At 37.9% G+C, this 25,560-nt stretch carries 22 protein-coding genes; all 22 read left to right on the top strand.

Annotated features, from left to right (window positions below; genetic code table 11):
• The first annotated feature begins 12 nt into the window (after nucleotides 1-12).
• On the top strand, nucleotides 13-2,307 hold the full coding sequence (locus FC748_RS12010) for an FtsK/SpoIIIE family DNA translocase (RefSeq protein ID WP_024361975.1): 2,295 nt from the start codon (nucleotides 13-15) through the stop codon (nucleotides 2,305-2,307).
• A 188-nt stretch (nucleotides 2,308-2,495) separates the two neighbouring features.
• Nucleotides 2,496-3,224, top strand: coding sequence for a GntR family transcriptional regulator (locus tag FC748_RS12005; RefSeq protein WP_024361974.1), 729 nt, complete (start codon nucleotides 2,496-2,498; stop codon nucleotides 3,222-3,224).
• Nucleotides 3,225-3,277: 53 nt separating this feature from the next.
• A complete protein-coding gene (locus FC748_RS12000) occupies nucleotides 3,278-4,360 on the top strand; it encodes a BMP family lipoprotein (protein WP_024361973.1) in 1,083 nt (360 codons plus the stop codon).
• Between the two features lie 355 nt (nucleotides 4,361-4,715).
• Nucleotides 4,716-6,263: an ABC transporter ATP-binding protein gene (locus tag FC748_RS11995; RefSeq protein WP_025218816.1), complete on the top strand. Its 1,548-nt coding sequence runs from the start codon at nucleotides 4,716-4,718 to the stop codon at nucleotides 6,261-6,263.
• Entirely contained in the window at nucleotides 6,263-7,309 is a 1,047-nt protein-coding gene (locus FC748_RS11990) for an ABC transporter permease (RefSeq protein ID WP_024361971.1), read from the top strand. The genes FC748_RS11995 and FC748_RS11990 overlap by 1 nt, the downstream gene beginning before the upstream one ends.
• Before the next feature lies 1 nt (nucleotide 7,310).
• Entirely contained in the window at nucleotides 7,311-8,270 is a 960-nt protein-coding gene (locus FC748_RS11985) for an ABC transporter permease (RefSeq protein ID WP_025218817.1), read from the top strand.
• A gap of 221 nt (nucleotides 8,271-8,491) precedes the next feature.
• Nucleotides 8,492-9,763 carry an EF-P 5-aminopentanol modification-associated protein YfmF gene (yfmF, locus tag FC748_RS11980; protein WP_025218818.1) on the top strand — a complete coding sequence of 424 codons (1,272 nt, stop codon included), beginning with the start codon at nucleotides 8,492-8,494 and terminating at the stop codon, nucleotides 9,761-9,763.
• Nucleotides 9,760-11,058, top strand: coding sequence for an EF-P 5-aminopentanol modification-associated protein YfmH (gene yfmH / locus FC748_RS11975; protein ID WP_025218819.1), 1,299 nt, complete (start codon nucleotides 9,760-9,762; stop codon nucleotides 11,056-11,058). Before yfmF ends, yfmH begins: the two co-directional genes overlap by 4 nt.
• Nucleotides 11,058-11,786: an elongation factor P 5-aminopentanone reductase gene (gene ymfI, locus FC748_RS11970; protein ID WP_025218820.1), complete on the top strand. Its 729-nt coding sequence runs from the start codon at nucleotides 11,058-11,060 to the stop codon at nucleotides 11,784-11,786. Before yfmH ends, ymfI begins: the two co-directional genes overlap by 1 nt.
• A 48-nt stretch (nucleotides 11,787-11,834) precedes the next feature.
• Nucleotides 11,835-12,092, top strand: coding sequence for a DUF3243 domain-containing protein (locus FC748_RS11965; protein ID WP_024361966.1), 258 nt, complete (start codon nucleotides 11,835-11,837; stop codon nucleotides 12,090-12,092).
• Nucleotides 12,093-12,319: 227 nt separating this feature from the next.
• The gene (locus FC748_RS11960) at nucleotides 12,320-13,108 is read left to right on the top strand and encodes a DUF3388 domain-containing protein (protein ID WP_024361965.1); all 789 of its coding nucleotides are present in this window, start codon (nucleotides 12,320-12,322) and stop codon (nucleotides 13,106-13,108) included.
• Between the two features lie 16 nt (nucleotides 13,109-13,124).
• A complete protein-coding gene (locus tag FC748_RS11955) occupies nucleotides 13,125-14,036 on the top strand; it encodes a helix-turn-helix domain-containing protein (protein ID WP_174412969.1) in 912 nt (303 codons plus the stop codon).
• 47 nt (nucleotides 14,037-14,083) lie between these two features.
• On the top strand, nucleotides 14,084-14,662 hold the full coding sequence (pgsA, locus tag FC748_RS11950; RefSeq protein WP_024361963.1) for a CDP-diacylglycerol--glycerol-3-phosphate 3-phosphatidyltransferase: 579 nt from the start codon (nucleotides 14,084-14,086) through the stop codon (nucleotides 14,660-14,662).
• A 17-nt stretch (nucleotides 14,663-14,679) separates the two neighbouring features.
• Nucleotides 14,680-15,939, top strand: a complete 1,260-nt coding sequence (locus tag FC748_RS11945; protein WP_108029532.1) for a competence/damage-inducible protein A — start codon at nucleotides 14,680-14,682, stop codon at nucleotides 15,937-15,939.
• Nucleotides 15,940-16,182: 243 nt separating this feature from the next.
• Entirely contained in the window at nucleotides 16,183-17,247 is a 1,065-nt protein-coding gene (recA, locus tag FC748_RS11940) for a recombinase RecA (RefSeq protein ID WP_024361961.1), read from the top strand.
• Between the two features lie 454 nt (nucleotides 17,248-17,701).
• Nucleotides 17,702-19,261, top strand: coding sequence for a ribonuclease Y (rny, locus tag FC748_RS11935; RefSeq protein WP_024361960.1), 1,560 nt, complete (start codon nucleotides 17,702-17,704; stop codon nucleotides 19,259-19,261).
• A gap of 325 nt (nucleotides 19,262-19,586) precedes the next feature.
• Complete coding sequence (locus tag FC748_RS11930) at nucleotides 19,587-20,285, top strand: YveK family protein (protein ID WP_029747181.1); 699 nt, start codon at nucleotides 19,587-19,589, stop codon at nucleotides 20,283-20,285.
• Nucleotides 20,286-20,316: 31 nt separating this feature from the next.
• The gene (locus FC748_RS11925) at nucleotides 20,317-21,021 is read left to right on the top strand and encodes a CpsD/CapB family tyrosine-protein kinase (protein ID WP_108029533.1); all 705 of its coding nucleotides are present in this window, start codon (nucleotides 20,317-20,319) and stop codon (nucleotides 21,019-21,021) included.
• A 31-nt stretch (nucleotides 21,022-21,052) separates the two neighbouring features.
• Nucleotides 21,053-21,817 (top strand): tyrosine-protein phosphatase, encoded by a 765-nt coding sequence (locus tag FC748_RS11920; protein ID WP_108029534.1) that lies wholly within the window; start codon nucleotides 21,053-21,055, stop codon nucleotides 21,815-21,817.
• 63 nt (nucleotides 21,818-21,880) lie between these two features.
• Nucleotides 21,881-22,999, top strand: a complete 1,119-nt coding sequence (locus tag FC748_RS11915; RefSeq protein ID WP_024361957.1) for a glycosyltransferase family 4 protein — start codon at nucleotides 21,881-21,883, stop codon at nucleotides 22,997-22,999.
• A gap of 38 nt (nucleotides 23,000-23,037) precedes the next feature.
• Nucleotides 23,038-24,219 carry a glycosyltransferase gene (locus FC748_RS11910; protein WP_108029535.1) on the top strand — a complete coding sequence of 394 codons (1,182 nt, stop codon included), beginning with the start codon at nucleotides 23,038-23,040 and terminating at the stop codon, nucleotides 24,217-24,219.
• Entirely contained in the window at nucleotides 24,216-25,556 is a 1,341-nt protein-coding gene (locus FC748_RS11905) for an O-antigen ligase family protein (RefSeq protein WP_108029536.1), read from the top strand. Before FC748_RS11910 ends, FC748_RS11905 begins: the two co-directional genes overlap by 4 nt.
• The last annotated feature ends 4 nt before the right edge of the window (nucleotides 25,557-25,560 follow it).

The following is a 25,560-nucleotide window of genomic DNA, read 5'->3' as shown; positions in this document are numbered from 1 at the left end:
AAGGTGAAAAAGATGGCAAGTAATAAAAGGAAAAAAGTCACGAAAGCAAAACCAACATCCGATAAAAAAGAAATGCATCCGCTCATGTACGAAATTTTAGGGCTCATCTTAATCGCGATTGCGGTCATTATGATTTTTGAATATGGCATGATCGGGCGTATTTTACAAACCATTGCCATGTTTCTTTTAGGGAATTTACATTTTGCAGTGCCATTTATGCTTATATTTGTCGCATTGCTTCTTATGATTGGACAGAAAAAAGTAAGCCTAAAGGACCGGCTTATGTTAGGGATGGTTCTCATTGTTATGAGCTTGACTATTTTTAGTCATGGTATTTTATTTGAGCAATTAACAAAATCAGGTGGTTTATTATCGGAGTCTGTTTTGAGGGAGTCGTGGCGAATATTAATCGATACGGATGGTGTAGTCCATCGAAGTAATGCACTTGGCGGTGGTATGGTAGGTGCACTGTTATTTAGCGGTCTTCATGTATTATTTGAAGCTACAGGAGCCAAAGTGGTAGCTTGGGTTATTTTCTTTATCGGCTTAATTCTAGTTACAGGAAAAGCACTCGTTCCATATTTAGCTGAAAAAATGCCTGTGCTCTTTGGAAAATGGCAAAAAAAGCAGCAAGAAAAGAAAAAAAATACGCCAAAGAAGCCGAAAAGTCGCCGTTCCAGAGCGGAAAGTACAGACGAGGTTGCAGCGGTCAATCACGTACAAGCAGCCTATGAGGAAGAAGAGGAAGTTCCTCATGAGCCAATTATTTCTGCCTTTACGCAAAATGTGTCACATGAGCGAGTAGAACCATTGCAGACTGTAGAGCCTGCGGAGATTGAAGACGGAGAGCTTATTGATGATGTTCATATTGGTAGTGCAGACGCTGTGGAAAATGCAGATTATCAGCTTCCTTCATTCAATCTATTACAAATGCCTCCACAACATGACCAAAGCGGAGAATATTCCGTTATTCAGGCAAATGCGAAAAAGCTAGAGCAAACATTGCAAAGCTTCGGTGTAAAAGCCAAAGTGACACAAGTTCATTTGGGACCTGCTGTAACAAAGTATGAGATTTTACCGGATATTGGTGTAAAAGTCAGTAAAATTGTCAACCTACAAGATGATCTTGCATTGGCACTTGCAGCGAAAGATATTCGGATGGAGGCACCGATTCCTGGAAAGTCTGCCATTGGTATTGAAGTTCCAAATAGTGAGGTAGCAATCGTTACATTGCGAGAAGTACTAGAGTCAAAAGACGGAGCAAAGCCGGAATCGCTATTACAAGTAGCTTTAGGGCGTGATATTACAGGACAAGCTGTGTTAGCAGAACTCAATAAAATGCCGCATTTACTTGTGGCAGGTTCAACGGGCAGCGGGAAAAGTGTGTGTATAAATGGCATTGTCGTATCCATACTAATGCGTACAAAGCCACATGAAGTCAAACTGATGATGATTGACCCGAAAATGGTGGAATTGAATGTTTATAATGGAATCCCTCATTTGTTAGCACCGGTTGTAACCGATGCGCGCAAAGCGTCACAAGCACTGAAAAAGGTCGTTTCAGAAATGGAACGACGCTATGATTTATTTTCACATACGGGCACGAGAAATATTGAAGGTTATAATGGGCATGTCCAAAAGGTCAATGAACAAACAGAGGAAAAGCACCCTAAATTGCCATACATCGTAGTTATTGTAGATGAGTTAGCAGACTTAATGATGGTTGCTTCAAATGACGTCGAGGATTCCATTACGCGTTTAGCACAAATGGCGCGAGCAGCGGGCATCCATTTAATATTAGCGACACAAAGACCAAGTGTAGACGTTCTAACGGGTGTTATTAAGGCGAATATCCCATCTCGAATCGCGTTTGCAGTATCATCTGCAATTGATTCGAGAACGATTTTAGATATGGGTGGAGCAGAGCGCCTGCTTGGACGTGGCGATATGTTATTTTTACCTGCTGGTGCATCGAAGCCGAAACGCGTGCAAGGTGCCTTTTTATCTGATCAGGAAGTAGAAGCAGTTGTTGACTTTGTTATAGAACAACAAAAAGCACAGTACCAGGAAGAGATGATTCCAAGTGAAGAAGAGACTGTTTTAGAAGAAACGGATGAATTATTTGACGAGGCAGTGCAATTAGTAGTAAATATGCAGACCGCTTCGGTATCAATGCTACAACGTCGCTTCCGAATTGGTTATTCGCGTGCTGCGCGCATTGTCGATCAGATGGAACAACGCGGTATTGTTGGGCCTCCAGAGGGAAGCAAGCCTCGACAGGTGCTAATTCATCAATATGATAATTAAGGAAAAAACATGGGGTCATTGCGGAATTTATGTCCAAATGTTTGCGTCGAAAGTAAGGAAAGGATGATTTCTATTATTGATTTTGCTCAAAATAGTTTATTTCATTCTGCAAAAATGTTATATTTATGAACGATTAGTAGGAATGTTGTACATCAGATGTCTGATCTCTGATTTTGGTGGTGATTTATGTGACTATTAAAGCAGATCATCGTCATCTCTATCTTCAAGTAATTGATCGTTTAAAGTCTGACATCGAAACGGGCGTTTTCAAAGAAAATGAAAAACTTCCATCAGAATTTGAATTATCGAAATCACTAGGAGTAAGTCGAGCAACACTTAGAGAGGCGCTTCGACTGTTGGAAGAGGAAAATGTGATTGTGCGTCGACATGGGGTTGGTACATTTGTCAATCCTAAGCCGTTGTTTACATCAGGCATCGAGCATTTATCCAGTATTTCTTCTATGATCGAAACAGCAGGTATGGAACCAGGGTCTAAGTTTTTAAAGGCAACTGAGAATATCCCTTCTGATGAAGATTTAAAACGCTTCCAATGTGATGGCGAAGATAAAATACTCACGATTGAACGCGTCAGAACAGCAGATGGTGAGCCAGTAGTTTATTGTATAGATAAACTACCAGCTAGCTTCCTGCCTACTGACTTTGTTGACAAAAAAGAAGTTTCCCTTTTCTCGGCACTTGAGCAATCGGGTAAAATTCATGTTGCCTATGCTGTAACGTATATTGATCCGGTTGGGTATCATGAACAAGCATCACCGATTTTAAATTGTGGTCGTGAAACAGCTCTTTTAGTATTGAAACAGCTCCATTACGATGACAATGATCAAGTAGTGCTGTATTCAAAAAATTATTTCCGAGCTGATAAATTCAGCTTCCATGTAGTACGTAAACGGGTGTAGAACATTTCTAAATTATTTTCCTGCTAATTACAATACCTTGGGGGGTTAACAAAATGAAAAAACGTAAATTTGGTTTAGTCTTATCATCAGTTTTAGCTGCAAGTGCAATTTTAGGTGCATGTGGTACGAAAGACGAAGAAAAACCTGCAAAAGACAATGCTTCATCAGGCGATAACAAGACAGAAGAAACTTTTTCAGTAGCAATGGTTACTGACGTTGGTGGCGTTGATGACAAATCATTTAACCAATCAGCATGGGAAGGTGTTCAAGCTTATGGTAAAGAACACAACCTGAAAAAAGGTGAGGGTGGTTTCGACTACTTACAATCAGCTTCTGATGCTGACTACGAAACGAACTTAAACAATTTACTACGTCGTAACTTCGACCTAGTATTTGGTATTGGTTTCATGATGGCTGATGCTGTTGAAGCGGTAGCTGCTGACAACCCAGACAAACACTTTGCATTAATCGATGCTGAAGTAAAAGCTGACAACGTTGTATCTATTCTTTTCAAAGAGCAAGAAGGTGCATTTTTAGCAGGTGTAGCGGCTGCTAAAATGTCTAAAACAGGTAAAATCGGCTTCGTAGGCGGCGTAGATATTCCAGTTATCAATCGTTTTGAAGCTGGTTTCGTTGAAGGTGCTAAAGCTGTTAACCCTGATATCGAAATTCAACGCAACTATACAGGTGCATTTGATAAAGCGGACCTTGGTAAAATTGCGGCTAACAGCATGTACTCTTCAGGCGTAGATATTATTTTCCACGCTGCTGGTGCAACTGGTAACGGTGTATTCTCTGAAGCAAAAGAGCGTAAAGCAAAAGACCCTAAGGCAAACGTATGGGTAATCGGTGTAGATGCTGACCAATATGATGAAGGTAAAGTAGATGATAAAACAAACGTTACTTTAACTTCTATGTTAAAAGGTGTTAACACAGCTGTAGTAGATTTCTCAAACAAAGCGAAAAATGGTGAATTCCCAGGCGGTACAACAGTTGTTTACGGTCTTGCTGAAGACGGTGTGAAACTGGCTGATTCTCGTGGTGCAATCCCAGCAGACGTACAAGCTGTTATTGACGAATATAAAGAAAAAATTGCTAGCGGTGAAATCGTAGTTCCAGAAAAAGTGGAAAAATAATTCATCTCTTAATCATCATAAGGGCTTTACAACTGCCCTTATGATGATTTTTCAATCTATCGTTATATTTCGACTATTTGTAATACTCTGTTTGGATACATTTTATTTTTATATATTTTTTTCATATATAAATAGAATTATTATATTAGATTATCGTAAGTTTAAGATATGATGGTAACAAGTTAATAGAAGAAAGGTTTCTAACGATGACCTTTCCTGTATTAATTTATTTTTCAATTAGAAAATGCCTTATCTTTAGGTGAGGGTTGTGCTGTATTGTAATAGAGGCAGGAAGAAATACACCAGTGAATAAAAATTATTTTAGAGAAAATTGCCTAATAAGGGAGTGACAATATTGGAATACGTGATTGAGATGCTTGGAATCCGCAAAGAGTTTGGTGGATTCGTAGCAAATAATAACATCACCCTCCAACTAAAAAAAGGCGAGATTCATGCACTGCTAGGAGAAAATGGTGCAGGTAAATCGACTTTAATGAACGTCCTTTTCGGTCTGTATCAGCCAGAGGGTGGAGAAATTCGTGTTCGTGGGAAAGCTGTTAAAATTACAAACCCGAATGTTGCCAATGATTTGGGAATTGGCATGGTGCATCAACACTTTATGTTGGTGGAAAACTTTACAGTAACAGAAAACATTATTTTAGGTTCAGAACCTACAAGAATGGGTGTAGTCAATATTAAAGATGCAGCGAAAAAGGTGCAAGCGCTTTCTGAGAAGTATGGGCTCGATGTAGATCCAAATGCAAAAATCGAAGACATCACTGTAGGAATGCAGCAACGTGTTGAGATTTTAAAAACGCTATATCGTGGCGCAGAAATTTTAATTTTTGATGAACCGACTGCTTCTTTAACGCCACAAGAAATTACAGAGCTTATTCAAATTATGCGCCGATTAATCGCTGAAGGTAAATCGATTATTTTAATTACACATAAGCTGAAAGAAATTATGGATGTATCTGATCGAGTGACAATTATTCGTAAAGGGGAAGGGATTGGTACAGTTGTAACGGCTGAAACAAACCCTGACCAATTAGCAGAATTAATGGTTGGTCGTCAGGTTGAGTTTAAAACAGAAAAAATAGATGCTAATCCAACCGAGGAAGTACTAACGATTGAGAAGTTAGTCGTAACAGACTACCGTAATATCGATAAAGTAAAAGGTCTTAACCTTAATGTTCGCAAAGGTGAAATTGTCGGGATTGCTGGTATTGATGGTAATGGTCAATCAGAGTTAATCGAGGCAATTACGGGTTTACGTAAAGTGAAAAGCGGTACGGTAAAGCTTAACGGCAAAGATGTAACGAACATGAAACCACGTAAAATTACTGAACAAGGTGTAGGGCATATTCCACAAGACCGTCATAAGCATGGACTAGTGTTAGATTTCCCAATCGGTCACAATATTGCACTCCAAACATATTATCAACCACCGATTGCTAAAGGCTTTGTAATGGATTATAAAAAGGTATCGGAAAAAGCGAAACAAGTTATTCAAGAATATGATGTGCGTACAGGGAATGGCGAGATGACGCCTGCACGAGCTCTTTCGGGTGGTAACCAGCAAAAAGCGATTATTGGTCGTGAAATTGACCGAGATCCGGATCTACTGATTGCAGCACTTCCGACACGTGGGCTAGACGTAGGGGCAATTGAATTTATTCACTCTCGACTAATCGAGCAGCGTGATAAAGGGAAAGCCGTATTATTAATTTCATTTGAATTAGATGAAGTAATGAATGTTTCAGACCGAATCGCTGTTATTTATGACGGTCAAATTGTGGATGAGTTAAATCCAAAAGAAACAACAGAGCAAGAGCTTGGTCTATTAATGGCGGGACAAAGTAAAAAAAATAGCACAAATATAGCGAAGGAGGGGAACGACTAATGTCAAATCGTGTCATTAATATACTCGTTCCTATCATCTCAATCATTATCGGTTTAATTGTTGGTGCTATCGTAATGGTAGTCAGCGGCTATGACCCAATCCAAGGGTATAGTGCACTTTGGACAGGTATTTTTGGAGATTCATATTCAATCGGGAACACAATTCGTCAAATAACACCGTATATTTTAGCAGGTCTAGCGGTAGCATTTGCTTTCCGTACTGGCTTATTCAACATCGGGGTTGAAGGTCAGTTAATTTTAGGTTGGCTTGCAGCAGCATGGGTTGGCTATGCTTTTGAACTACCAAAAATTATTCACTTGCCATTGGCATTACTTGCAGCAGCAGCAGCAGGTGCATTTTGGGCCTTTATTGCAGGTTTCTTAAAAGCGAAATTTAAAGTTCATGAAGTCATTGCGACAATTATGTTAAACTACACAGCGCTTTATATTGCGAACGCTGTTATAAAAAAATTGTCAGATGGTAGCTTTAAAACAGAACGTGTTCTTGAATCGGCTTCATTACGTTCTCCGTTTTTAAGAGAGCTAACAGACAACTCAAGTCTTCACTATGGGATTCTGATTGCACTTCTGATGGTAATGGTAATGTGGTTTATTTTAGAAAAAACAACGCGTGGTTATGAGTTAAAAGCAGTTGGTTTTAACCAACATGCGGCTGAATATGCTGGTATGAGTGTCAATAAAAACGTTATATTAGCTATGACGATTTCAGGTATGTTTGCTGGTCTTGGTGGTGCCATGGAGGCACTTGGTACTTTCCAAAATGCATCCATTAAAGCTGGCTTCACAGGGATTGGTTTTGATGGTATCGCTGTTGCCTTACTTGGGGCAAATACACCTCTTGGCGTAGTATTCGGGGCTTCTTTATTTGGCTCGTTAAAATATGGTGCGCTTAATATGCCGAATGCTGCAGGTATTCCAGAGGAAATCGTATCAATTATTATCGCCTTGATTATTTTCTTTGTAGCTTCAGGCTATGTTATTCGAGTAGGATTACAAAAGTTAAGTAAGAAAAAGGAGGGACAATAACATGAGCTTTTTAGAAATGTTATATTTCATCATCCCTTCTGCAATCCTTTATGCGACACCATTAATTTTCACTGCAATCGGTGGTGTATTCTCTGAACGTTCAGGTGTTGTTAACATCGGGCTAGAAGGTTTAATGATTGTCGGCGCATTTGTTGGTATTTTTGTCAATTTAGAGTATGCATCACAATTAGGTTCCGCAACAGTATGGGTGGCAATGCTTGCAGCAGTGGTTATCGGAGGAATTTTCTCCTTGCTACATGCCGTCGCAGCGATTTCATTCCGTGCCGATCAAACGGTTTCTGGGGTAGCTATTAACTTACTTGGTTTAGCGGTTACAGTATTCTTAGTGAAAATGATTTATGATAAAGGTCAGACAGATATGATTGAACAACCAATTCGTCGTTTTGCTGTTCCTTACTTAGAGGATATTCCGTTCTTTGGACCATTATTATTCCATAACGTATATAGCACTTCGATTTTAGCCTTTGCTGTGGCAATAGGTGCTTGGTTTATCATTTATAAAACACCGTTTGGTTTACGTTTACGTGCAGTAGGAGAACACCCAATGGCAGCTGATACAATGGGTGTAAAAGTTAATAAAATGCGCTATATTGCTGTTATTATTTCAGGTGCACTTGGTGGTCTGGGTGGTGCGGTTTATGCACAAACAATTACAGGGAATTTCTCACATGCAACGATTGCTGGGCAAGGGTTCATGGCACTTGCGGCGATGATTTTTGGTAAATGGCATCCAATCGGAGCGCTTGGGGCAGCGTTATTCTTTGGTTTAGCCCAAACATTAAGTATTGCAGGGAATCAAATTCCGTATGTGCAAGATATTCCAGCAGTATATCTACAAATTTTACCTTATGTATTAACGATTTTTGCGTTAGCCGGATTTATTGGGAAAGCAAATGCACCAAAAGCAAGTGGTCAACCTTACATTAAAGGCAAACGATAAGTATCAGGCAACAGGTTTTATTCGTTGAATGACTGGACGAGGTTGGAAAGAAATGAAGCGAATAAAAAGACTGGGCAAACCATGCCCAGTCTTTTGCCTTATGCAGTAAATTATTTTACCTTTCCACATACATACTTTGGATTCTTTTTGCAATTATAGACAATAGACATGTATAGTATTTGTAGTACATTGTTATATTAAGAAAGATAGGAGGGTTTCATATGTTTAAAACAATACCTTTTGCAAAAGGTGTCAATTTGCATATCCGACAAACGACCCAATTTAAAACAGTAAATTTCTCGATAAAATGGAGAAGAGCATTAACAGCCAAAAGTGCGTCTGAACGTACGGTGTTAACCAATGTATTGCAACATAGCAATGCAAAATATACAACAACTGCTGCTTTTCGTAGTTTTTTAGATGACCTATACGGAACAGTGTTGTATTTTGATACATCAAAGCGTGGTAACGAGCATACGGTATTGATGAATGTTGAAACCGTAAACGATCAATATTTGGCGAATACAAGTGTATTAAACGAAGTGCTAGGCATCATGCATACAGCAATTTTTGAGCCGAATTTAGAAAACGGTATATTTAAGGAATCCATTGTTGAACGCGAAAAGAAAATGGTCATTCAACGTATTGAATCTATTTTTGATGATAAGTCTCGCTTTGCACAGATGCGTCTTCAAGAAATTTTACGTCCAAATGAGCCTGCCTCTATTTCAGCAAATGGGACAGTGGAAGACATCCAAAGTATTACTCCAGCATCTTTAGTGGCAGCGTACGAATCAATGCTAACTACTGACAAAATCGATATTTATGTTGCAGGCGATATCAATGAAGATGAGCTTGTTGCAAAACTTAAAAAGGCACTGCCTTTTAAAGATCGTGTACCAGAAGAAATTCCAACTGTTGTGCCTCAGAAACACCCACAAAATGATTATGTACGCGAACAACAGGAAATGAAGCAAGGGAAACTGCATATTGGCTTTAGTACACCAGTGCGATTTGGTGATGCAGATTTTGCTAAAATGCAAATCTTTAATGGTGTTTTCGGTGGTTATCCACATGCCAAATTATTTATGAATGTTCGTGAAAAAGAAAGTTTGGCCTACTATGCTTCTAGCTCATATGCATCACATTATGGCTTATTATTTGTGGTGTCTGGCATTGAGGCGAAAAATGAAGAAAAAGCACTAAATTTGATTAAAGAACAACTTGTGGCAATACAAGCAGGGAATATTACCGATTTAGAATTAGACCAAACGAAAGCGATGCTGACAAATCAGTTAAAGGAATCGCTTGATTCTGCGCGTGGTCAAATTGAAATTTTTGACCAATACAAAGATTTACCAGAGGAATTTTCTGTCGAAGCTTGGGCAACGAAGTGGCAAGCTGTGACAAAAGAAGATGTTGTCGACATGGCGAAACAAGTGAAGTTAGAAGCGGTCTATTTCTTAAGTGGAAAGGAGCAAACCGCACAATGAAAACAATTGAATTCAAACAATTAGATGAAACACTTTACTATGAAAAACTAGAGAATGGTTTGGATGTCTATATTTTACCAAAAAAAGGATTCTCAAAAACATTTGTAACGTTCACAACGAAGTACGGTTCTGTTGACCGCACATTTGTACCGCTTGGAGAATCGCAAAGCATTACAGTACCGGATGGCATTGCCCACTTTTTAGAGCATAAGATGTTTGAAAAAGAAGATGGCGATGTGTTCCAAAAATTTAGCGAATATGGTGCTTCAGCCAATGCTTTTACTTCTTTCACACGGACTGCGTATTTATTTTCATCAACAGATAATATTTATAAAAGCACTGAAACTTTATTGAATTTTGTTCAAGAGCCATACTTTACAGAGGCTACGGTTAATAAAGAAAAAGGGATCATTGGTCAGGAAATTACAATGTATGATGACCAACCAGATTGGCGCCTATACTTTGGCACAATTGAAAATATGTATCATACTCACCCAGTGAAAATTGATATTGCGGGGACAATTGAATCAATTGACGGCATTACAGCTGACCATCTATATACGTGTTACAATACGTTTTATCATCCATCTAATATGCTATTATTTGCTATTGGTGCCGTGGAGCCTGAAGAAATGATGGCATTTATACGTGAAAATCAAGGCAAAAAAGAGTTCCCAGAGCCTACACCAATTCAGCGTTTCTTTGAGGAAGAGCCAACGGATGTTGCTGTAAAAGAACGCACATTGCACATGGATGTGCAAAAACCAAAGGTCTACATGGGCTTAAAAGCGAAAGACACGAATTTGTCTGGCCGAGAAATGTTAAAACATGAGCTATCCGTACAAATTGCATTAGAGCTTATTTTTGGGCGAACTTCAAGCTTTTATGAACGCGTTTATGATGAAGGCTTGATTGACGAATCCTATGCGTTTGACTTTACGTTAGAAAAAGGTTTTGGCTTTGCGTTGATTGGCTCTGATTCTACAGAACCTGATACATTAGCAAAAGCCATTAAAGCTGAATTAGAAAAATACGAAAAAGGTGCGCAATTTGCCAGTGCAGATTTAGAACGCATCAAGCGTAAAAAAATCGGCTTTTTCTTACGTGCATTAAATTCAATCGAATTTATCGCGAATCAATTTACACGTTATTCTTTTAATGATATGAATTTATTCGACGTTGTCCCTGTCTTAGAAGAATTAACAATTGAAGATTTAACTAAAGCGTTTGCTTCTATCCAAGGTGAATCTCAACAAACTGTATTCAAAGTGTTACCAACAGAAAAGGGCGCATAATGAAAAAATTTGCCCTAATAGTAGGTGCATCGGGTGAGATCGGTCGTGCTATTTGTCGAAGTTTGGCACAAGACGGCTGGTCTCTCTACGTGCATTATGCCCATAACAAGCAAATGGCACAAGTTTTATGTGATACGCTCGCAGGCGATTTTCCAGCGCAGGAATTTATGCTTGTACAAGGAGATTTTACAAATATACAAGCAGCGCAAAAATTGGCTTCACAAGTATTTAGTGTCCAAGCAATTGTTTTTGCGAACGGGCAAGCACATTATGCCTTGTTGGAGGATACAACAGCGGAGGAAATGGATGCATTATGGCGTGTTCATGTGCAAAACCCGATGCAATTAACAGCTTTATTATCTTCAAAACTACGTACTCATGATGTCAGTTATGTGCTTTTTATCGGTTCTATTTGGGGCGAAGCAGGATCTGCTGGAGAAGCACTTTACGCAACGGTAAAAGGTGCGCAGCATGCTTTTGTGAAGTCCTATGCCAAAGAGGCTGCATTATCTGGTATTCGTGTTAATGCAATTGCCCCAGGCTTTATCAATACTTCGATGAATAATCATTTAAGTAATGAAGAACTACAGTACATTTTAGAAGATATTCCATTAGGTTCAGTCGGTCATACAACAGATGTAGCTGAAATGGTTCGTTTTTATCTGTCAGGAAAAGCAAATTATGTGACAGGACAAATAATTCGATTAAATGGTGGTTGGTACATATAATATCTCTTCTTTTTGCACATACTACATGTGTAAAGGAGGAGGAAACATATGACCATTTTAGAAAACTGGCAAAAATGGACATCTTTTTTAGGACAAAATGTTATGCAGGCTGAATCAAGCGGTATGCCAAAGAAAATGATTCAACAAGCTGCTGTACAAATTGGCGAATATTTGGCGACAAATATCGACCCTAAAAATGAACAAGAACGAGTGCTGTCGGATTTATGGGGCGTTGCCTCTGATGATGAAAAGCAAGCGTTGGCGAATTGTGTCGTAAAACTTGTGCAAAATAAACATGTACAGTAAAAAAAGAGGAGAGCTACTCTCCTCTTTTTTCTATATTAAAAATCGATATTTGCGTGGAAAAGGGAACGTATGTAAGTCTATTTCCGGTGGGACAATAAATTTTAGTAAGAATTTAAAAATAACGCTATAATTCCATGTATTCTAACTTTCCATTACATAAAAAATCAGCTATGATGGAACTTATAAAAGATTTTTTACGTTAACTAATAGGAAGGGAACGAGTGTGTTTGAGCGATTGGTACTTTGAATATGAAATTCAGGTGAATCGCCCTGGATTATTAGGAGATATTGCTTCACTTTTAGGGATGCTTCGTGTCAATATTATATCAATAAATGGTGTCGATGAAGACCGGCGTGGTATGCTAGTGCATACAGACAATGATGAAGCAATTGAGCGTTTTCGTACAATTGTTTCGACAATGGAACATATCCACGTTACTAAATTTCGACAACCAAAACTCCGTGATCGTTTAGCTATTAGGCATGGTCATTATATTCCTCGAGATGCAGATGAAAAAAATACTTTTCGCTTCGTCCGAGATGAACTAGGTATTTTAGTGGATTTTATGGCAGAACTCTTTAAAAAGGAAGGTCATAAACTCATTGGGATACGTGGGATGCCTCGGGTTGGTAAAACGGAATCTATTGTTGCGGCAAGTGTTTGTGCCAATAAAAAGTGGATTTTTTTATCATCTACAATGATTAAACAAACTATTCGTAATAAGCTTGCAGGCGATGAATTCAGTGACAATAATATTTTTATACTGGATGGCATTGTAACACGTCGTTCCGCTGATGAGCGACATTTGCAATTAGTGCGTGAAATGATGAATATGCCTTCGATTAAAGTTGTAGAGCATCCAGATATGTTTGTTCAGCATTCTGAATATAAGATTGAGGATTTTGATTATATCATTGAACTACGGCATCACCCAGATGAAGAAATTACTTATGAAATAATGGAAAAAAATCATATGATGTCCGAATCCGATTCATTTGGAGGATTTAATTTTTAATTTGATATTAAAGTAGGTGTTATTAGTGGCGGAATTAGGGACTCGACTGAAAGAGGCGAGACTGTCTAAAGGCTACAGCTTAGACGATTTACAAGAAATAACAAAAATTCAAAAACGTTATTTAGTAGGTATTGAAGAAGGCAATTATTCAATTATGCCAGGTTCGTTTTATGTACGAGCTTTTATTAAACAATATGCAGAGGCTGTTGGGTTAAATCCAGAGGAAATTTTAGAGACATTTAAAAGCGAATTGCCAGGGACACCGAACGACCAAGTTAGCCAATCATTGACTCAAACTTCAACTAGAAGAAAGGTTTCAAAAACCTCTTCGAATAAAATGATGGAGGCTATGCCGAAAGTCATTGTCGCTTTATTTATTATTGTTATTATCGTGGCAATTTGGGTTCTATTTCAAAATAGAAGCAACTCAGGAACGGGTGAAAGTAATGATACACCACCAGTAATGGAGTACGATAAAAAACCAAAACCAATAGATAATGAAAAAGATAAAGAGGAAGAAGATAAAAAAGCTCAAGCTAATACAGAAAAAGAGCAGACAGAAGATGTAACACCAGATGATAGTAAAACCGAAGAGGTTAAGCAAACGATTTCAGCAGGTACAATCGAAGCAGATGGCGCTACAACATCTTACACTTTAACGGGTACTGATACATTTAAAATACGAATTGAAGTATCAGGACCTACATTTATTGGTATTCGTAACCAACAGCAGCAAGAATTACTGACTGATACGCGTGTGTATAAAGCGGGGGAAATTGTAGAGTTTGATGCAACAGCACAAAGCTATGCACGTATTCGTTTAGGTAATTCTACGCAAGCTAAGGTCTATATTAATGACGAGCTTTTAACGTATGCACAGCAAATCGTAACGCAAAATATTGTCGTCAATTTCAATAAAGAACAGTAGTCATCCTATGATGACTACTTTCTTTCATCATGAAAGGTGTTAGTAAAATGAACATTCCAAATAAAATTACCATTTCACGTATCTTACTTATTCCGTTTTTTGTCATTGTTATGATGTTTGATTTCGGCTGGGGAACAATGACCTTATTTAGTGCAGAGATGCCAGTCCATCATTTTGTGGGAGCTCTTATTTTTATTATTGCATCGACTACGGATTGGGTAGATGGTTACTATGCGAGAAAGTATAATCTTGTAACAACGTTTGGTAAATTTTTAGACCCATTAGCAGATAAGTTACTTGTTTCTGCAGCGTTTATTCTAATGGTAGAGCTTGGTATGGCACCAGCTTGGATTATTATTGTTATTATTAGCCGCGAATTTGCTGTAACTGGCTTACGTTTAATTCTTGCAGGCGGTGGAGAAGTAGTAGCAGCCAATCAGCTTGGCAAGATCAAAACATGGGCACAAATTGTTGCGATTGCAGCAGCCCTTTTACACAATACAATATTTGTGTATTTCGGTATCCCGTTTGATAAAATAATGCTATATATTGCATTATTCTTTACACTATGGTCTGGATGGGATTATTTCTATCTAAATCGACGTGTGTTACTTGAGTCTAAATAAGAAAGGTCTTGTGGATTATGAATGCTGAAATCCTTGCAGTTGGCTCAGAGTTATTACTTGGACAGATTACAAATACAAATGCAAAATTTATTTCAAATCAGCTATCTGAGTTAGGAATTAATGTGTTTTATCATACCGTTGTTGGTGACAATTCAAAACGGTTAGAAGAAGCAATTAGCATTGCGGAATCGCGCGCTAATCTCATTATTTTTTCAGGAGGCTTAGGTCCAACAAAGGATGATTTGACGAAGGAGACGATTGCTCGCCATCTTGGAGTAGACCTTGTATTCGATCAAGTTGCATTGACATATATTGAGGAGTTTTTTGCTAAACGAGGCCGTTCAATGACGGACAATAATCGCAAGCAGGCGCTAATATTAGCAGGTAGTGAGGTGCTTGCTAATCATCATGGTATGGCACCAGGAATGATTTTAACAAAAGATAATTGCACTTATATTTTACTTCCTGGCCCTCCAAAGGAATTAGAGCCGATGTTCCAATTTGAAGCGAAGCCAAAGCTTGGTAAAATGCTTAATGATGGCGGAGTAATTGTGTCTCACGTAATGCGTTTTTATGGTATTGGGGAAGCAGAGTTAGAAGTATATGTACAGGATATTTTAGATACACAAACCAATCCAACGGTTGCCCCGCTAGCAGCTGATGGAGAGGTCACTTTACGCGTAACAGCGAAGGCCCAATCAGAGGACGACGCGCACCAGTTGATTGCTGCAAAAGTGGCAGAAATTCGTGCTATTGTTGGCGACTATCAATATGGCATAAATGATGACTCACTCGCCTCAAAAACGGTGGAAATGTTGCAGGACAATAATTTAACGATTGCTGCGGCAGAAAGTTTAACAGCTGGTTTATTTCAATCAGAGCTGGCTGAAATACCAGGTGTAGGCAACGTGCTCATTGGAGGACTGGTGACCTATACCGAAGATGCGAAAGTAAAGCAGCTTGGCATTTCTCAACAATTACTAGATACGCATGGTATTGTGAGCAGTGAATGTGCTGCGGCAATGGCTAGTGCAGTACGTCAAAAATTTGGTACAAGTATCGGTATCGGACTAACAGGTGCGGCTGGTCCTACAGCACATGACCATCAGCCGGTAGGAACGGTATGGATTGGTATTGCCATAGATGACGAAGAGCCAATTACGTATTTACTTCACTTATCGGGTATGCGCAATACAAACCGATTGCGTGCCGTGAAGTTTACTTGTCACTATTTAATGCAGCAATTGGAAGCACGAGGTTACAAGAAACGTATTTAGCTTGCTTCACAAGTCTATCACTTCTAAAAGTGTAAGATGCATGTACAGGTTATGAAGCTATTACACTAAAAATAGCATTGATTATGATAGTTCAAAATGGGAATTTGGGTAGGAAAAACTTATCCAAATTTTTATTTTGCACAAAAATCGAATAAATGTTCGCTTTTTTCTTGCGTGTTCTCTCAAAAACAAGTATAGTAGAGATAGATAAAAACAGTGAACAGTTTCAAAGGAGGAAAAACAATGAGTGATCGTAAAGCAGCCTTAGAACAGGCGTTAAAACAAATTGAAAAGAATTTCGGTAAAGGCTCTATCATGAAGCTAGGCGAAAAAACAGATTTAGAAATTGCTACATCTTCAAGTGGTTCGCTAGCGCTTGATGCAGCATTAGGTGTTGGTGGCTATCCACGTGGACGTATTATTGAAGTATATGGTCCAGAATCATCAGGTAAAACGACCGTTGCGCTTCATGCGATTGCGGAAGTACAAGCTAAGGGCGGACAAGCAGCATTTATCGATGCTGAACATGCATTAGATCCAATTTACGCTCAAAAATTAGGCGTAAATATTGATGAACTATTACTATCTCAACCAGATACAGGTGAGCAAGCGCTTGAAATTGCAGAAGCATTAGTGCGTAGTGGGGCGATTGATATTATCGTTATTGACTCTGTTGCAGCACTTGTACCAAAAGCTGAAATCGAAGGCGATATGGGTGATTCGCACGTTGGTTTACAAGCTCGTTTAATGTCTCAAGCATTACGTAAGCTTTCAGGTGCGATTAATAAGTCTAAAACAATCGCTATTTTCATTAACCAAATTCGTGAAAAAATTGGTGTTATGTTCGGAAATCCAGAAACAACTCCTGGTGGTCGTGCGCTAAAATTCTATAGCTCAGTTCGTTTAGAAGTACGTCGTGCTGAAGCAATCAAACAAGGTAATGACATTATGGGTAACCGTACGAAAATTAAAATTGTCAAAAATAAAGTAGCGCCACCATTCCGTACAGCTGAAGTTGATATTATGTATGGTGAAGGGATTTCTAAAGAAGGCGAAACGGTGGATTTAGGTGTAGAATTAGACATCGTTCAAAAAAGTGGATCTTGGTATGCATATGGTGATGAGCGTCTAGGCCAAGGACGTGAAAACGCAAAACAATATTTAAAAGAAAACCCTGCTATTTTAGAAGAAATTGCAAATAAAATTCGTTCTTCTTATGGCATAGCTGCATCATCTTATACCATTGCTGCACATGATGATGAGGAAATGGATGAAGAGTTAATGCTTCTTCTTGAAGATGACAAATAATAATACATCGTTCTCACTCTAATGGGGGGAGGACGATTTTTTTGTTTTCATTGTAGTTTCATAGGCATGAATTGCGCTTGACCGTCTGCTAAAGTATAGCCAGTAAGAAAGAAGTCTTCGTTTTGTCAAAGAAAGTGAAAATAATTGTATTAAGATGTACGTAATTGTGGTAATAATTGTATTGACACCTTTGTCCCAAATAAATTCATTTTTAAGGAGCATAGGTATTTTATCTAGCACAAAAGATACAGTAAATTTATAGTCCTTATGGATATGACTTACTTTTTTTCTTTCAGATAGGCGAACAGATGCCCGTCTATCCTTGACAGAGCTTGGGGCTAGCTATACAATTAAATATGTATAATTTCTGAATTATGACTTTAAAATAGGCAGTACAATTTTTGTATGCGCCGACTGAAACTGTATTACCCAAATAGCAAGAGGAGGTGTTCATATGGATGGAATTACTATCATCTCCGCTTTGCTTGGACTCATCGTTGGTGCCGCTGTTAGCTATATCTACATGAAAAAAGTGAATGACTCAAAAATCACTGGTGCTAAACATGTCGCTGAAACAATCGTTGAAGAAGGAAAACGAGAAGCGGAGGCATTAAAGAAAGAAGCACTACTTGAAGCCAAAGATGAAACTCACAAATTTCGCACTGAAGCCGAAAATGACATTCGTGACCGTCGTTTAGAACTTCAAAAACAAGAGAACCGTTTATTGCAAAGAGAAGAGAATCTTGATCGCAAGGATGATGCTCTAAATAAGAGAGAAGCCGGCTTAGAGCGTAAAGAACAAGCTCTAGCTGAAAGACAACAGCATATTGAACAGATGGAAAGCAAAGTGGACGAGCTCGTTGCAGCGCAAAAAACAGAGCTAGAGCGCATTTCTGCATTAACAAGAGATGAAGCTAAGACTATTATCTTAAGTGAAGTAGAAAAAGAGCTAGCAACTGATATTGCAGTGATGACGAAGGAATCTGAAACGCGTGTGAAAGAGGAATCTGATAAAAAGGCGCGTGAAATTTTATCATTGGCACTACAACGCTTTGCTGCAGATCACGTAGCAGAAACAACTGTTTCTGTTGTGAACTTGCCAAATGATGAAATGAAGGGCCGTATTATTGGTAGAGAGGGTCGAAATATCCGTACACTCGAAACGTTAACAGGTATCGATTTAATTATCGATGATACGCCAGAAGCTGTTATTTTATCTGGTTTTGATCCAATTCGTCGTGAAACGGCTCGACTTGCACTTGAAAAGCTGGTACAGGATGGTCGTATTCACCCTGCTCGCATCGAAGAAATGGTTGAAAAATCTCGTCGCGAGGTAGATGAACAAATTCGTGAAACAGGGGAACAAACGACATTTGAAATCGGCATCCACAATCTACACCCTGACCTAATGAAGATTTTGGGCCGCATGAAATATCGTACAAGCTACGGGCAAAACGTCCTAAAACATTCGGTGGAGGTCGCATATTTAGCAGGCTTACTAGCTGCTGAACTTGGTGAAGACGTAGCGTTAGCTCGTCGTGCTGGCTTATTGCATGATATAGGGAAAGCAATCGACCACGAAGTTGAAGGAAGCCATGTTGAAATCGGCGTGGAGTTAGCAACGAAATATAAAGAACATCCTGTTGTTATTAACAGTATCGCTTCTCACCATGGTGATACAGAAGCAACATCTGTCATTGCAGTATTAGTAGCTGCAGCTGATGCATTATCTGCAGCGCGTCCTGGTGCTCGAAGTGAGACACTGGAAAACTATATTCGCAGACTAGAAAAATTAGAAGAGATTTCTGAAAGTTACGATGGTGTTGAAAAATCATATGCCATCCAAGCAGGGCGAGAAATCCGTATTATTGTTCAACCAGAAAAAATTGACGATTTAGCTTCTCATCGACTTGCGCGTGATATTCGTAAGCGCATTGAAGAAGAACTAGATTATCCAGGACATATTAAAGTAACTGTTATCCGCGAAACACGTGCAGTGGAGTACGCGAAATAATAAAATATAAGACTCCTCTTGGCTACAAGCAAGAGGGGTCTTTTTACATGAGTCATCAAGCAGTGCCTTTTTGAAAAGAGCTAACATTTAGCTCAAGTAAAAAATGCACAACAACATCTTGTATTGTTCAGTGTTCCCACAGAGGGGGACACTTTTTTTGTGTCCAATTTTATATAAGAAACACTTCGTATTAGCTCTTTTTCAAGATGAATAAAAGAAGGCAATCAATAATATAATAGGCCATAAAACTTTTTGTGAAAAATGCCAGAAGAACTGACAAAAATATAGAATCGCCAGTATATGTAATGTCAAGGAGTGAGGGTCGTTGCAAGAAACTATCACCTTGCAAGATGTAGTGAAAATAGTACGAAAGCAATTGCTGTATATTATGAGCTTTGCACTTTTTTTAGCATTAGTCACGGCGTTCTTTAGTTTTTTTATCATAAAGCCTACTTATGAAGCACAAACGCAGCTGTTAGTAAATCAAAAAAATATCGACCAACAATCGCGTTTAGGTGTACAACAGGTGGAAACGGATTTGCGTTTAATTAATACGTATAATGTCATTATTCAAAGCCCTGCTATTTTATCGAAAGTGATTAGCCGGCTTCATTTAGATAGTACACCAGAAAAATTAAAAGAACAGATTACTGTATCGAGTGCGAGTAATTCTCAAGTTGTGAATATTGCCGTTCAAGACAAGCAAGCTGATATGGCAGTTAATATTGCCAATACAGTAGCTGGGGTATTTCAAGAGGAGATTCAAGTGTTAATGACGATAGATAATATTAATATTTTGTCAGTAGCGACATTAGATGACGAGCCTGAGCCAGTGGCGCCAAACAAAAATTTATATATTGTGGCTGCTGCGATGCTAGGGTTCATCGTAAGCGCTGGCTTTGCTGTATTACTAGAATGCTTGGATACAACCGTTAAGACAGAGCAAGATATCGAAGAAATCATTGGCTTGCCGATTATGGGTATCATTAGCAAAATAAACGATGCAACCTATAAAAATATATGATTAAATCCCATAACAGAAGGAGGGAGTAACGATGTTTCAACATAAAAGAGCAAATAAAAAAAAACTAGCCAAAATGGGCAGGAAGCTTGTGACAGTTGCGAATAGTCATTCCTTTGTCTCAGAGCAATTTCGTACCATCCGAACAAACATTACTTTTGCAATGCCCGACCAAGAAATCAAAACGATTTTAGTGACATCTGCCACACCGGGCGAAGGGAAGTCCACAAATGTGGCTAATTTAGGTGTTGTCTTTGCGCAAGAAGGAAAAAAGATATTAATTGTTGATGCAGATTTACGTAAGCCAACTATGCATTATACATTTCGCTTAGCCAATATAAGGGGACTATCAAATTTACTGACTAGACAATATGAAATGGCAGAAGTGTTAAACAGTACAGAGATTCCGAATCTTTTTGTTATGACAAGCGGACCAATTCCTCCTAATCCAGCAGAACTTTTAGCTTCTAAAACGATGGATAGCGTCATTGTTCAACTGATAAAAGATTTTGACATCATTATTTTTGATGCTCCGCCATTGCTATCGGTCACGGATGCGCAAATTTTAGCTAATAAATGCCATGGCACACTATTAATTGTCAATAGTGGTGTAGTGGAAAATACAAGCGTACTAAAAGCAAAATTAAGTCTTGAGGCGTCAAAGGCGAATATTTTAGGTGTCGTTTTAAATAATTATAAAACACCACTAGGCGAATATTATGATCACTATTACCGTTAGGATATGGGTATAGATAGGGAAGTGAAATGTAATGGTCGATATGCATAGCCATATTTTAGTGAATGTTGATGATGGTCCAGAAACAGTAACGGAGACATTCCAATTATTTGAACAAGCCATTGCAGAAGGCATTACAGCTATGATAGCTACATCACATGTCCTGCACCCGTTATATAATGTTCCTTTTCATGAAGTGAATGAACAAATTATAAAATTACAGCAGGAAATTGACAACCGACACATGTCGTTAACACTTTATCCTGGGCATGAGGTGAGACTGGCGGGGAATATTTTAGCGTTGTTAGAGAGCGGGCAGTTGCACACATTAGCCGATTCGAATTACTTATTATTAGAGCTTCCATCAGGTTACATACCGACATATACACGAACAATGATTTACAATTTATTGACAGCGGGTATTACACCAATCATTGCACATCCAGAACGCAATACAGCCATAGCAGAAGATCCAAGTTGCTTGGAGCAACTTATACGAGAGGGGGCACTCGCACAAATAACCGCAGGCAGTTTAGCTGGCCATTTTGGCAAATCCATTCAACAGCTCTCTTTGAGATTAGTTCGCTCGAACCTCGTTCATACATACGGTTCGGATGTGCATAATGTTATGACACGCCCATTGTTATTTGAAAAAGGACTTCGCTTTTTAGAAAAGCACAAACAATTAGATGCAGTGGATGATTTTTTAGCCAATAATGCACGAATCATCCATAATCAGCCTGTCATCGTATATGAACCTGACAATCAATTTACAAAAAAAGGTTGGAGATTATTTTAAATAAGCAAAAATTAAACATGCATGACTGATAGAAGGGATTAAATAAATAAGGGGACAGTAGGGATGAGAGTTGTTTTTATGAGAAGTAATCCAATATCTCCAGATCCTAGAGTTGAAAAGGAAGTGGACAGCCTTATAAAAAATAACTGGCATGTACAAATAGTAGCTTGGGATAGAGATAGCAAATATAAGGAAAAAGTACAATTTCTAAAGCGTACACAGCCCATTAAAATCACAAGGTTTGGCATCCCTGCTACTTTTGGTGGCGGATTTAAAAAAAATTTATTTCCACTATTGCGATTTCAAATAAAACTATTTCAATGGCTACTTCAACATAAAAATACTTATGATATTATACACGCTTGTGACTTCGATACAGCATTTATCGGCACGATATGCGGGAAGTTACTCCGTAAAAAAGTTATTTATGATATGTTTGATTCCATTACTGCTCCCTTTCATGGGCCAGCAATGATAGGAAAGATTGTTGAAAAGATAGATATCGCTCTGTTGAATCGTGTGGATGCTGTTATTATTTGTACAGAAAAACGAAAAGGTCAAATAGCGAATGCATCACCCAAAAAAATAGAGGTGATTTATAATACGCCACTACCTATGCCGTTAAATCATGACGTACAGTTGAACAAAGATAAAGTAAAAATAGTCTATGTTGGCATATTAGCCAAGGAAAGACTTATTAAAGAACTAGTTGAAATAGTAAAAGCAAATAGAAACTATGAATTGCATATTGGCGGATTTGGCGAGTATGCAGACGGATTGGCCGAACTCGCGCAAAAGTATGACAATATCCTCTATTACGGGAAGATTCCGTATGACAAAACACTCGCTTTAGAAAATAGTTGTGACATTATGACTGCCATTTACGACCCCGAAGTTTCTAATCACTATTATGCAGCACCGAATAAATTTTATGAGGCACTGATGCTCGGAAAACCTTTAATTATGGTGAAAAATACTGGAATGTCGGAAGTAGTAGCAGCACATAATCTAGGAGAGTTAATTGATTATAATCAACATAGTTTACAACAAGCTATTGAAAAGTTAATTGAGCGTAAAAAAGAATGGCCAGAGATCTCTCGTAAAATGAAACTGTTATATGAAGACCACTATAGCTGGAGCGAAATGGAAAAGCGTATCATTACATTGTATAGCCATTTATAGCACATATAATATTGGATTTTAGGGGGATTTCAGACTTTATGAAAATATTATTTGTTGCGCAAAATTTTCAGATGGGCGGTATTCAAAAGGCGTTAATTAATACATTAAAAGAACTTAGTGTTGATGAACAATATGAAATTGATATTTTTACATTTGGTGAAGGTGAGCTTTTAAAGGACATCCCTCCTAACGTCAATGTAAATATCGGCAACTTATTATTACAACTAATCGCTACCCCCTTTTATGTCGTGAAACAGAGAAAAAATGTCTGGCATATTTTGCTGCGCATAGTATGTATGTTGCTTGTACGCATTATTGGCTCCAACAACTTTTATACATTACTTTTAAAAAATCATCGCCCTAGTAAACACTATCATATAGCCATTTCTTATTTTAATGACGCACCAAATAGTTATTTTAACCGAGGTACAAATTTATTCGTCGATCAATTTGTACAGGCACATAAAAAGCTTGCATGGATACATACCGATCCATTAAGAGCAAATTTTAATTATAAGGTTTGTATCAAAACCTATAAAAATTTTGATAGATTAATTTGTGTTTCTGAAGCATGTAAGCGAAATTTACTAAAATTTCTCCCGCCCTATCAACATAAAATACAAGTTGTCTACAATTTTTTTCCGATAGCGGAAATTAAAGAGTTAGCAACATATTATACGCCATTTGAAAAAGGAACGATGGATTTAGTATCTGTTGGTAGAATGGACAATGCCACAAAAAGATTCGACCTTATTCCATATATATGTAAGCTTTTAAAAGAGTCTTCTATCGGGCGATTGCATTGGCGAATTATAGGTGATGGACCAGACTTACTTTTTAATCAACAATTAGCATTACAATTAGGTGTAGATGATGTAGTTGAATTTGTTGGGGAATGTCATAATCCATATCCGTTTATTAAAGAAAGCGATGTCCTGATATTAACTTCAGCGTATGAAGGTTATCCGATGGTAGTTGGCGAGGCATTAATATTAGAAACGCCCGTTATTACGACGAATTTTGCAGCAGCAGGTGAACAAATACAACATGGTTTCAATGGATTGATAACAGATGGGGATATAGAGGATATTTACGCGGTCATTGCTAATATCATCCAAAATAAGGATTGTCTCGACAAGATGAAAAAGTATATTGAAGAAAATAGCTATACAAATCGAAAGGCACGAGAGCAATTAGTATTGGAGTTTGATCGTCAATGATAGTAAAAAGAAAAAATTATAGTATTTTGCTCTGTATTGTTTCCAGTATTTTTGTTGTGTTAAAAATGTATACAGATAATCCGCTTTTTCTTTGGCTTTTTATCCTATTTGTAATGACAGCGATGCTGTTGGATAAGCAACCACATCGACTTGATTATTTACTGTTTTTTATTTCATGGGTGTATGTCATAAAGTTTGAGTTAACAGGTCACTCACTTTTTGTCGTGCTATGCTTTTTTTATATTGTGTTAAGTATAGTAACACTCTTTATACACAAGAAGAGGATTTCAACACAGCTTGTTTTAACGTATGTTCTTTTTGTGTTTTTTGCTGTTATGGCAACACTGTTTAGTAGTGGCAATGTTATCGAAGCGTTTGGCTTTGTATTAAATTATAGTGTCATCTTTTTTGCCGTTCTGTTCATCGATTCTAAGGGTTATTTTAGAAGATATACGTATGTCTATGCAGTAGGCTTATTAAGCGCTGCTCTCGTACGGTGGGTAAGTTTTTCGGTTCCAGCGATTAATCACTTTATTGAGTCCATGACAATCGTTAATACAGTAAAAACGACAAGTACCATTAATACACGGTTTACAGGTTTAGATTTAGATCCGAATTATTTTAGTTTGCAAATTCTAATAGCTATTGCGTGCTTACTCGTTCTTTATTGTTACGACAATAAAATAGAAGTTACACCGATTGTGCTTATTATAATCTTAGCTATATTTGGTGTATTTACTTATTCTAAAATGTTTATTATCACATTTATCACATTCATTTTATTAACGTTCATTATGTTTCTAAAGCACAATGTTAAAACAGCGATTAAATTTGCTTCGTTTATCGTCGTAGTGTTAAGTGTTTCGTTATTTTTTTTTTACGAGAGACTATTCGAAATTTATTGGGTTCGCTTTTTTGGTGCAGGAACATCGACAGATGCTATTACGACTGGTCGAGTGAGTAGCTGGAATATGTTTGCGACAGAAATTTTACAAAGTACGAAAATCGTTGTTTTTGGAGCGGGGTTTGGCACGAGCTTCTCTACTGCAAAAATGGCACATACAATGTATCTATCCACGCCTTATTATCTTGGTGTAGTAGGAGTAGCACTTGCATTACTCTATATCTTCACTTTAACTAAAGTTCTCCGTCAAAACATTAGAAATAGTAAAACAAACTTTCAATACCTAACCATCAACGCAATTCCTCTCTATATTATGTTAATAGCTAATACTGTACTTGATTCGTTCGTTATGGATTATTTCCCTTTTCATATTTTAATGATTATGTTTGCCTTAGCACTTTATAAAACGCAGGAGCATGAGGTTGGGAGGTAAAGCA

Source organism: Lysinibacillus sphaericus, assembly GCF_005217585.1.
Lineage (GTDB): Bacteria > Bacillota > Bacilli > Bacillales_A > Planococcaceae > Lysinibacillus > Lysinibacillus sphaericus.
The sequence above is the reverse complement of the archived record's forward strand: the minus strand, read 5'-3'. Positions and strand labels throughout refer to the sequence as shown.

Excerpts from the sequence above, each read along its gene's own strand:
- FC748_RS12010 (WP_024361975.1), top strand. The coding sequence starts at position 13 with ATGGCAAGTAATAAAAGGAAAAAAGTCACGAAAGCAAAACCAACATCC.
- FC748_RS12000 (WP_024361973.1), top strand. The coding sequence starts at position 3,278 with ATGAAAAAACGTAAATTTGGTTTAGTCTTATCATCAGTTTTAGCTGCA.
- FC748_RS11990 (WP_024361971.1), top strand. The coding sequence starts at position 6,263 with ATGTCAAATCGTGTCATTAATATACTCGTTCCTATCATCTCAATCATT.
- FC748_RS11985 (WP_025218817.1), top strand. The coding sequence starts at position 7,311 with ATGAGCTTTTTAGAAATGTTATATTTCATCATCCCTTCTGCAATCCTT.
- yfmF (WP_025218818.1), top strand. The coding sequence starts at position 8,492 with ATGTTTAAAACAATACCTTTTGCAAAAGGTGTCAATTTGCATATCCGA.
- yfmH (WP_025218819.1), top strand. The coding sequence starts at position 9,760 with ATGAAAACAATTGAATTCAAACAATTAGATGAAACACTTTACTATGAA.
- ymfI (WP_025218820.1), top strand. The coding sequence starts at position 11,058 with ATGAAAAAATTTGCCCTAATAGTAGGTGCATCGGGTGAGATCGGTCGT.
- FC748_RS11965 (WP_024361966.1), top strand. The coding sequence starts at position 11,835 with ATGACCATTTTAGAAAACTGGCAAAAATGGACATCTTTTTTAGGACAA.
- pgsA (WP_024361963.1), top strand. The coding sequence starts at position 14,084 with ATGAACATTCCAAATAAAATTACCATTTCACGTATCTTACTTATTCCG.
- FC748_RS11945 (WP_108029532.1), top strand. The coding sequence starts at position 14,680 with ATGAATGCTGAAATCCTTGCAGTTGGCTCAGAGTTATTACTTGGACAG.
- recA (WP_024361961.1), top strand. The coding sequence starts at position 16,183 with ATGAGTGATCGTAAAGCAGCCTTAGAACAGGCGTTAAAACAAATTGAA.
- rny (WP_024361960.1), top strand. The coding sequence starts at position 17,702 with ATGGATGGAATTACTATCATCTCCGCTTTGCTTGGACTCATCGTTGGT.
- FC748_RS11925 (WP_108029533.1), top strand. The coding sequence starts at position 20,317 with ATGTTTCAACATAAAAGAGCAAATAAAAAAAAACTAGCCAAAATGGGC.
- FC748_RS11920 (WP_108029534.1), top strand. The coding sequence starts at position 21,053 with ATGGTCGATATGCATAGCCATATTTTAGTGAATGTTGATGATGGTCCA.
- FC748_RS11915 (WP_024361957.1), top strand. The coding sequence starts at position 21,881 with ATGAGAGTTGTTTTTATGAGAAGTAATCCAATATCTCCAGATCCTAGA.
- FC748_RS11910 (WP_108029535.1), top strand. The coding sequence starts at position 23,038 with ATGAAAATATTATTTGTTGCGCAAAATTTTCAGATGGGCGGTATTCAA.
- FC748_RS11905 (WP_108029536.1), top strand. The coding sequence starts at position 24,216 with ATGATAGTAAAAAGAAAAAATTATAGTATTTTGCTCTGTATTGTTTCC.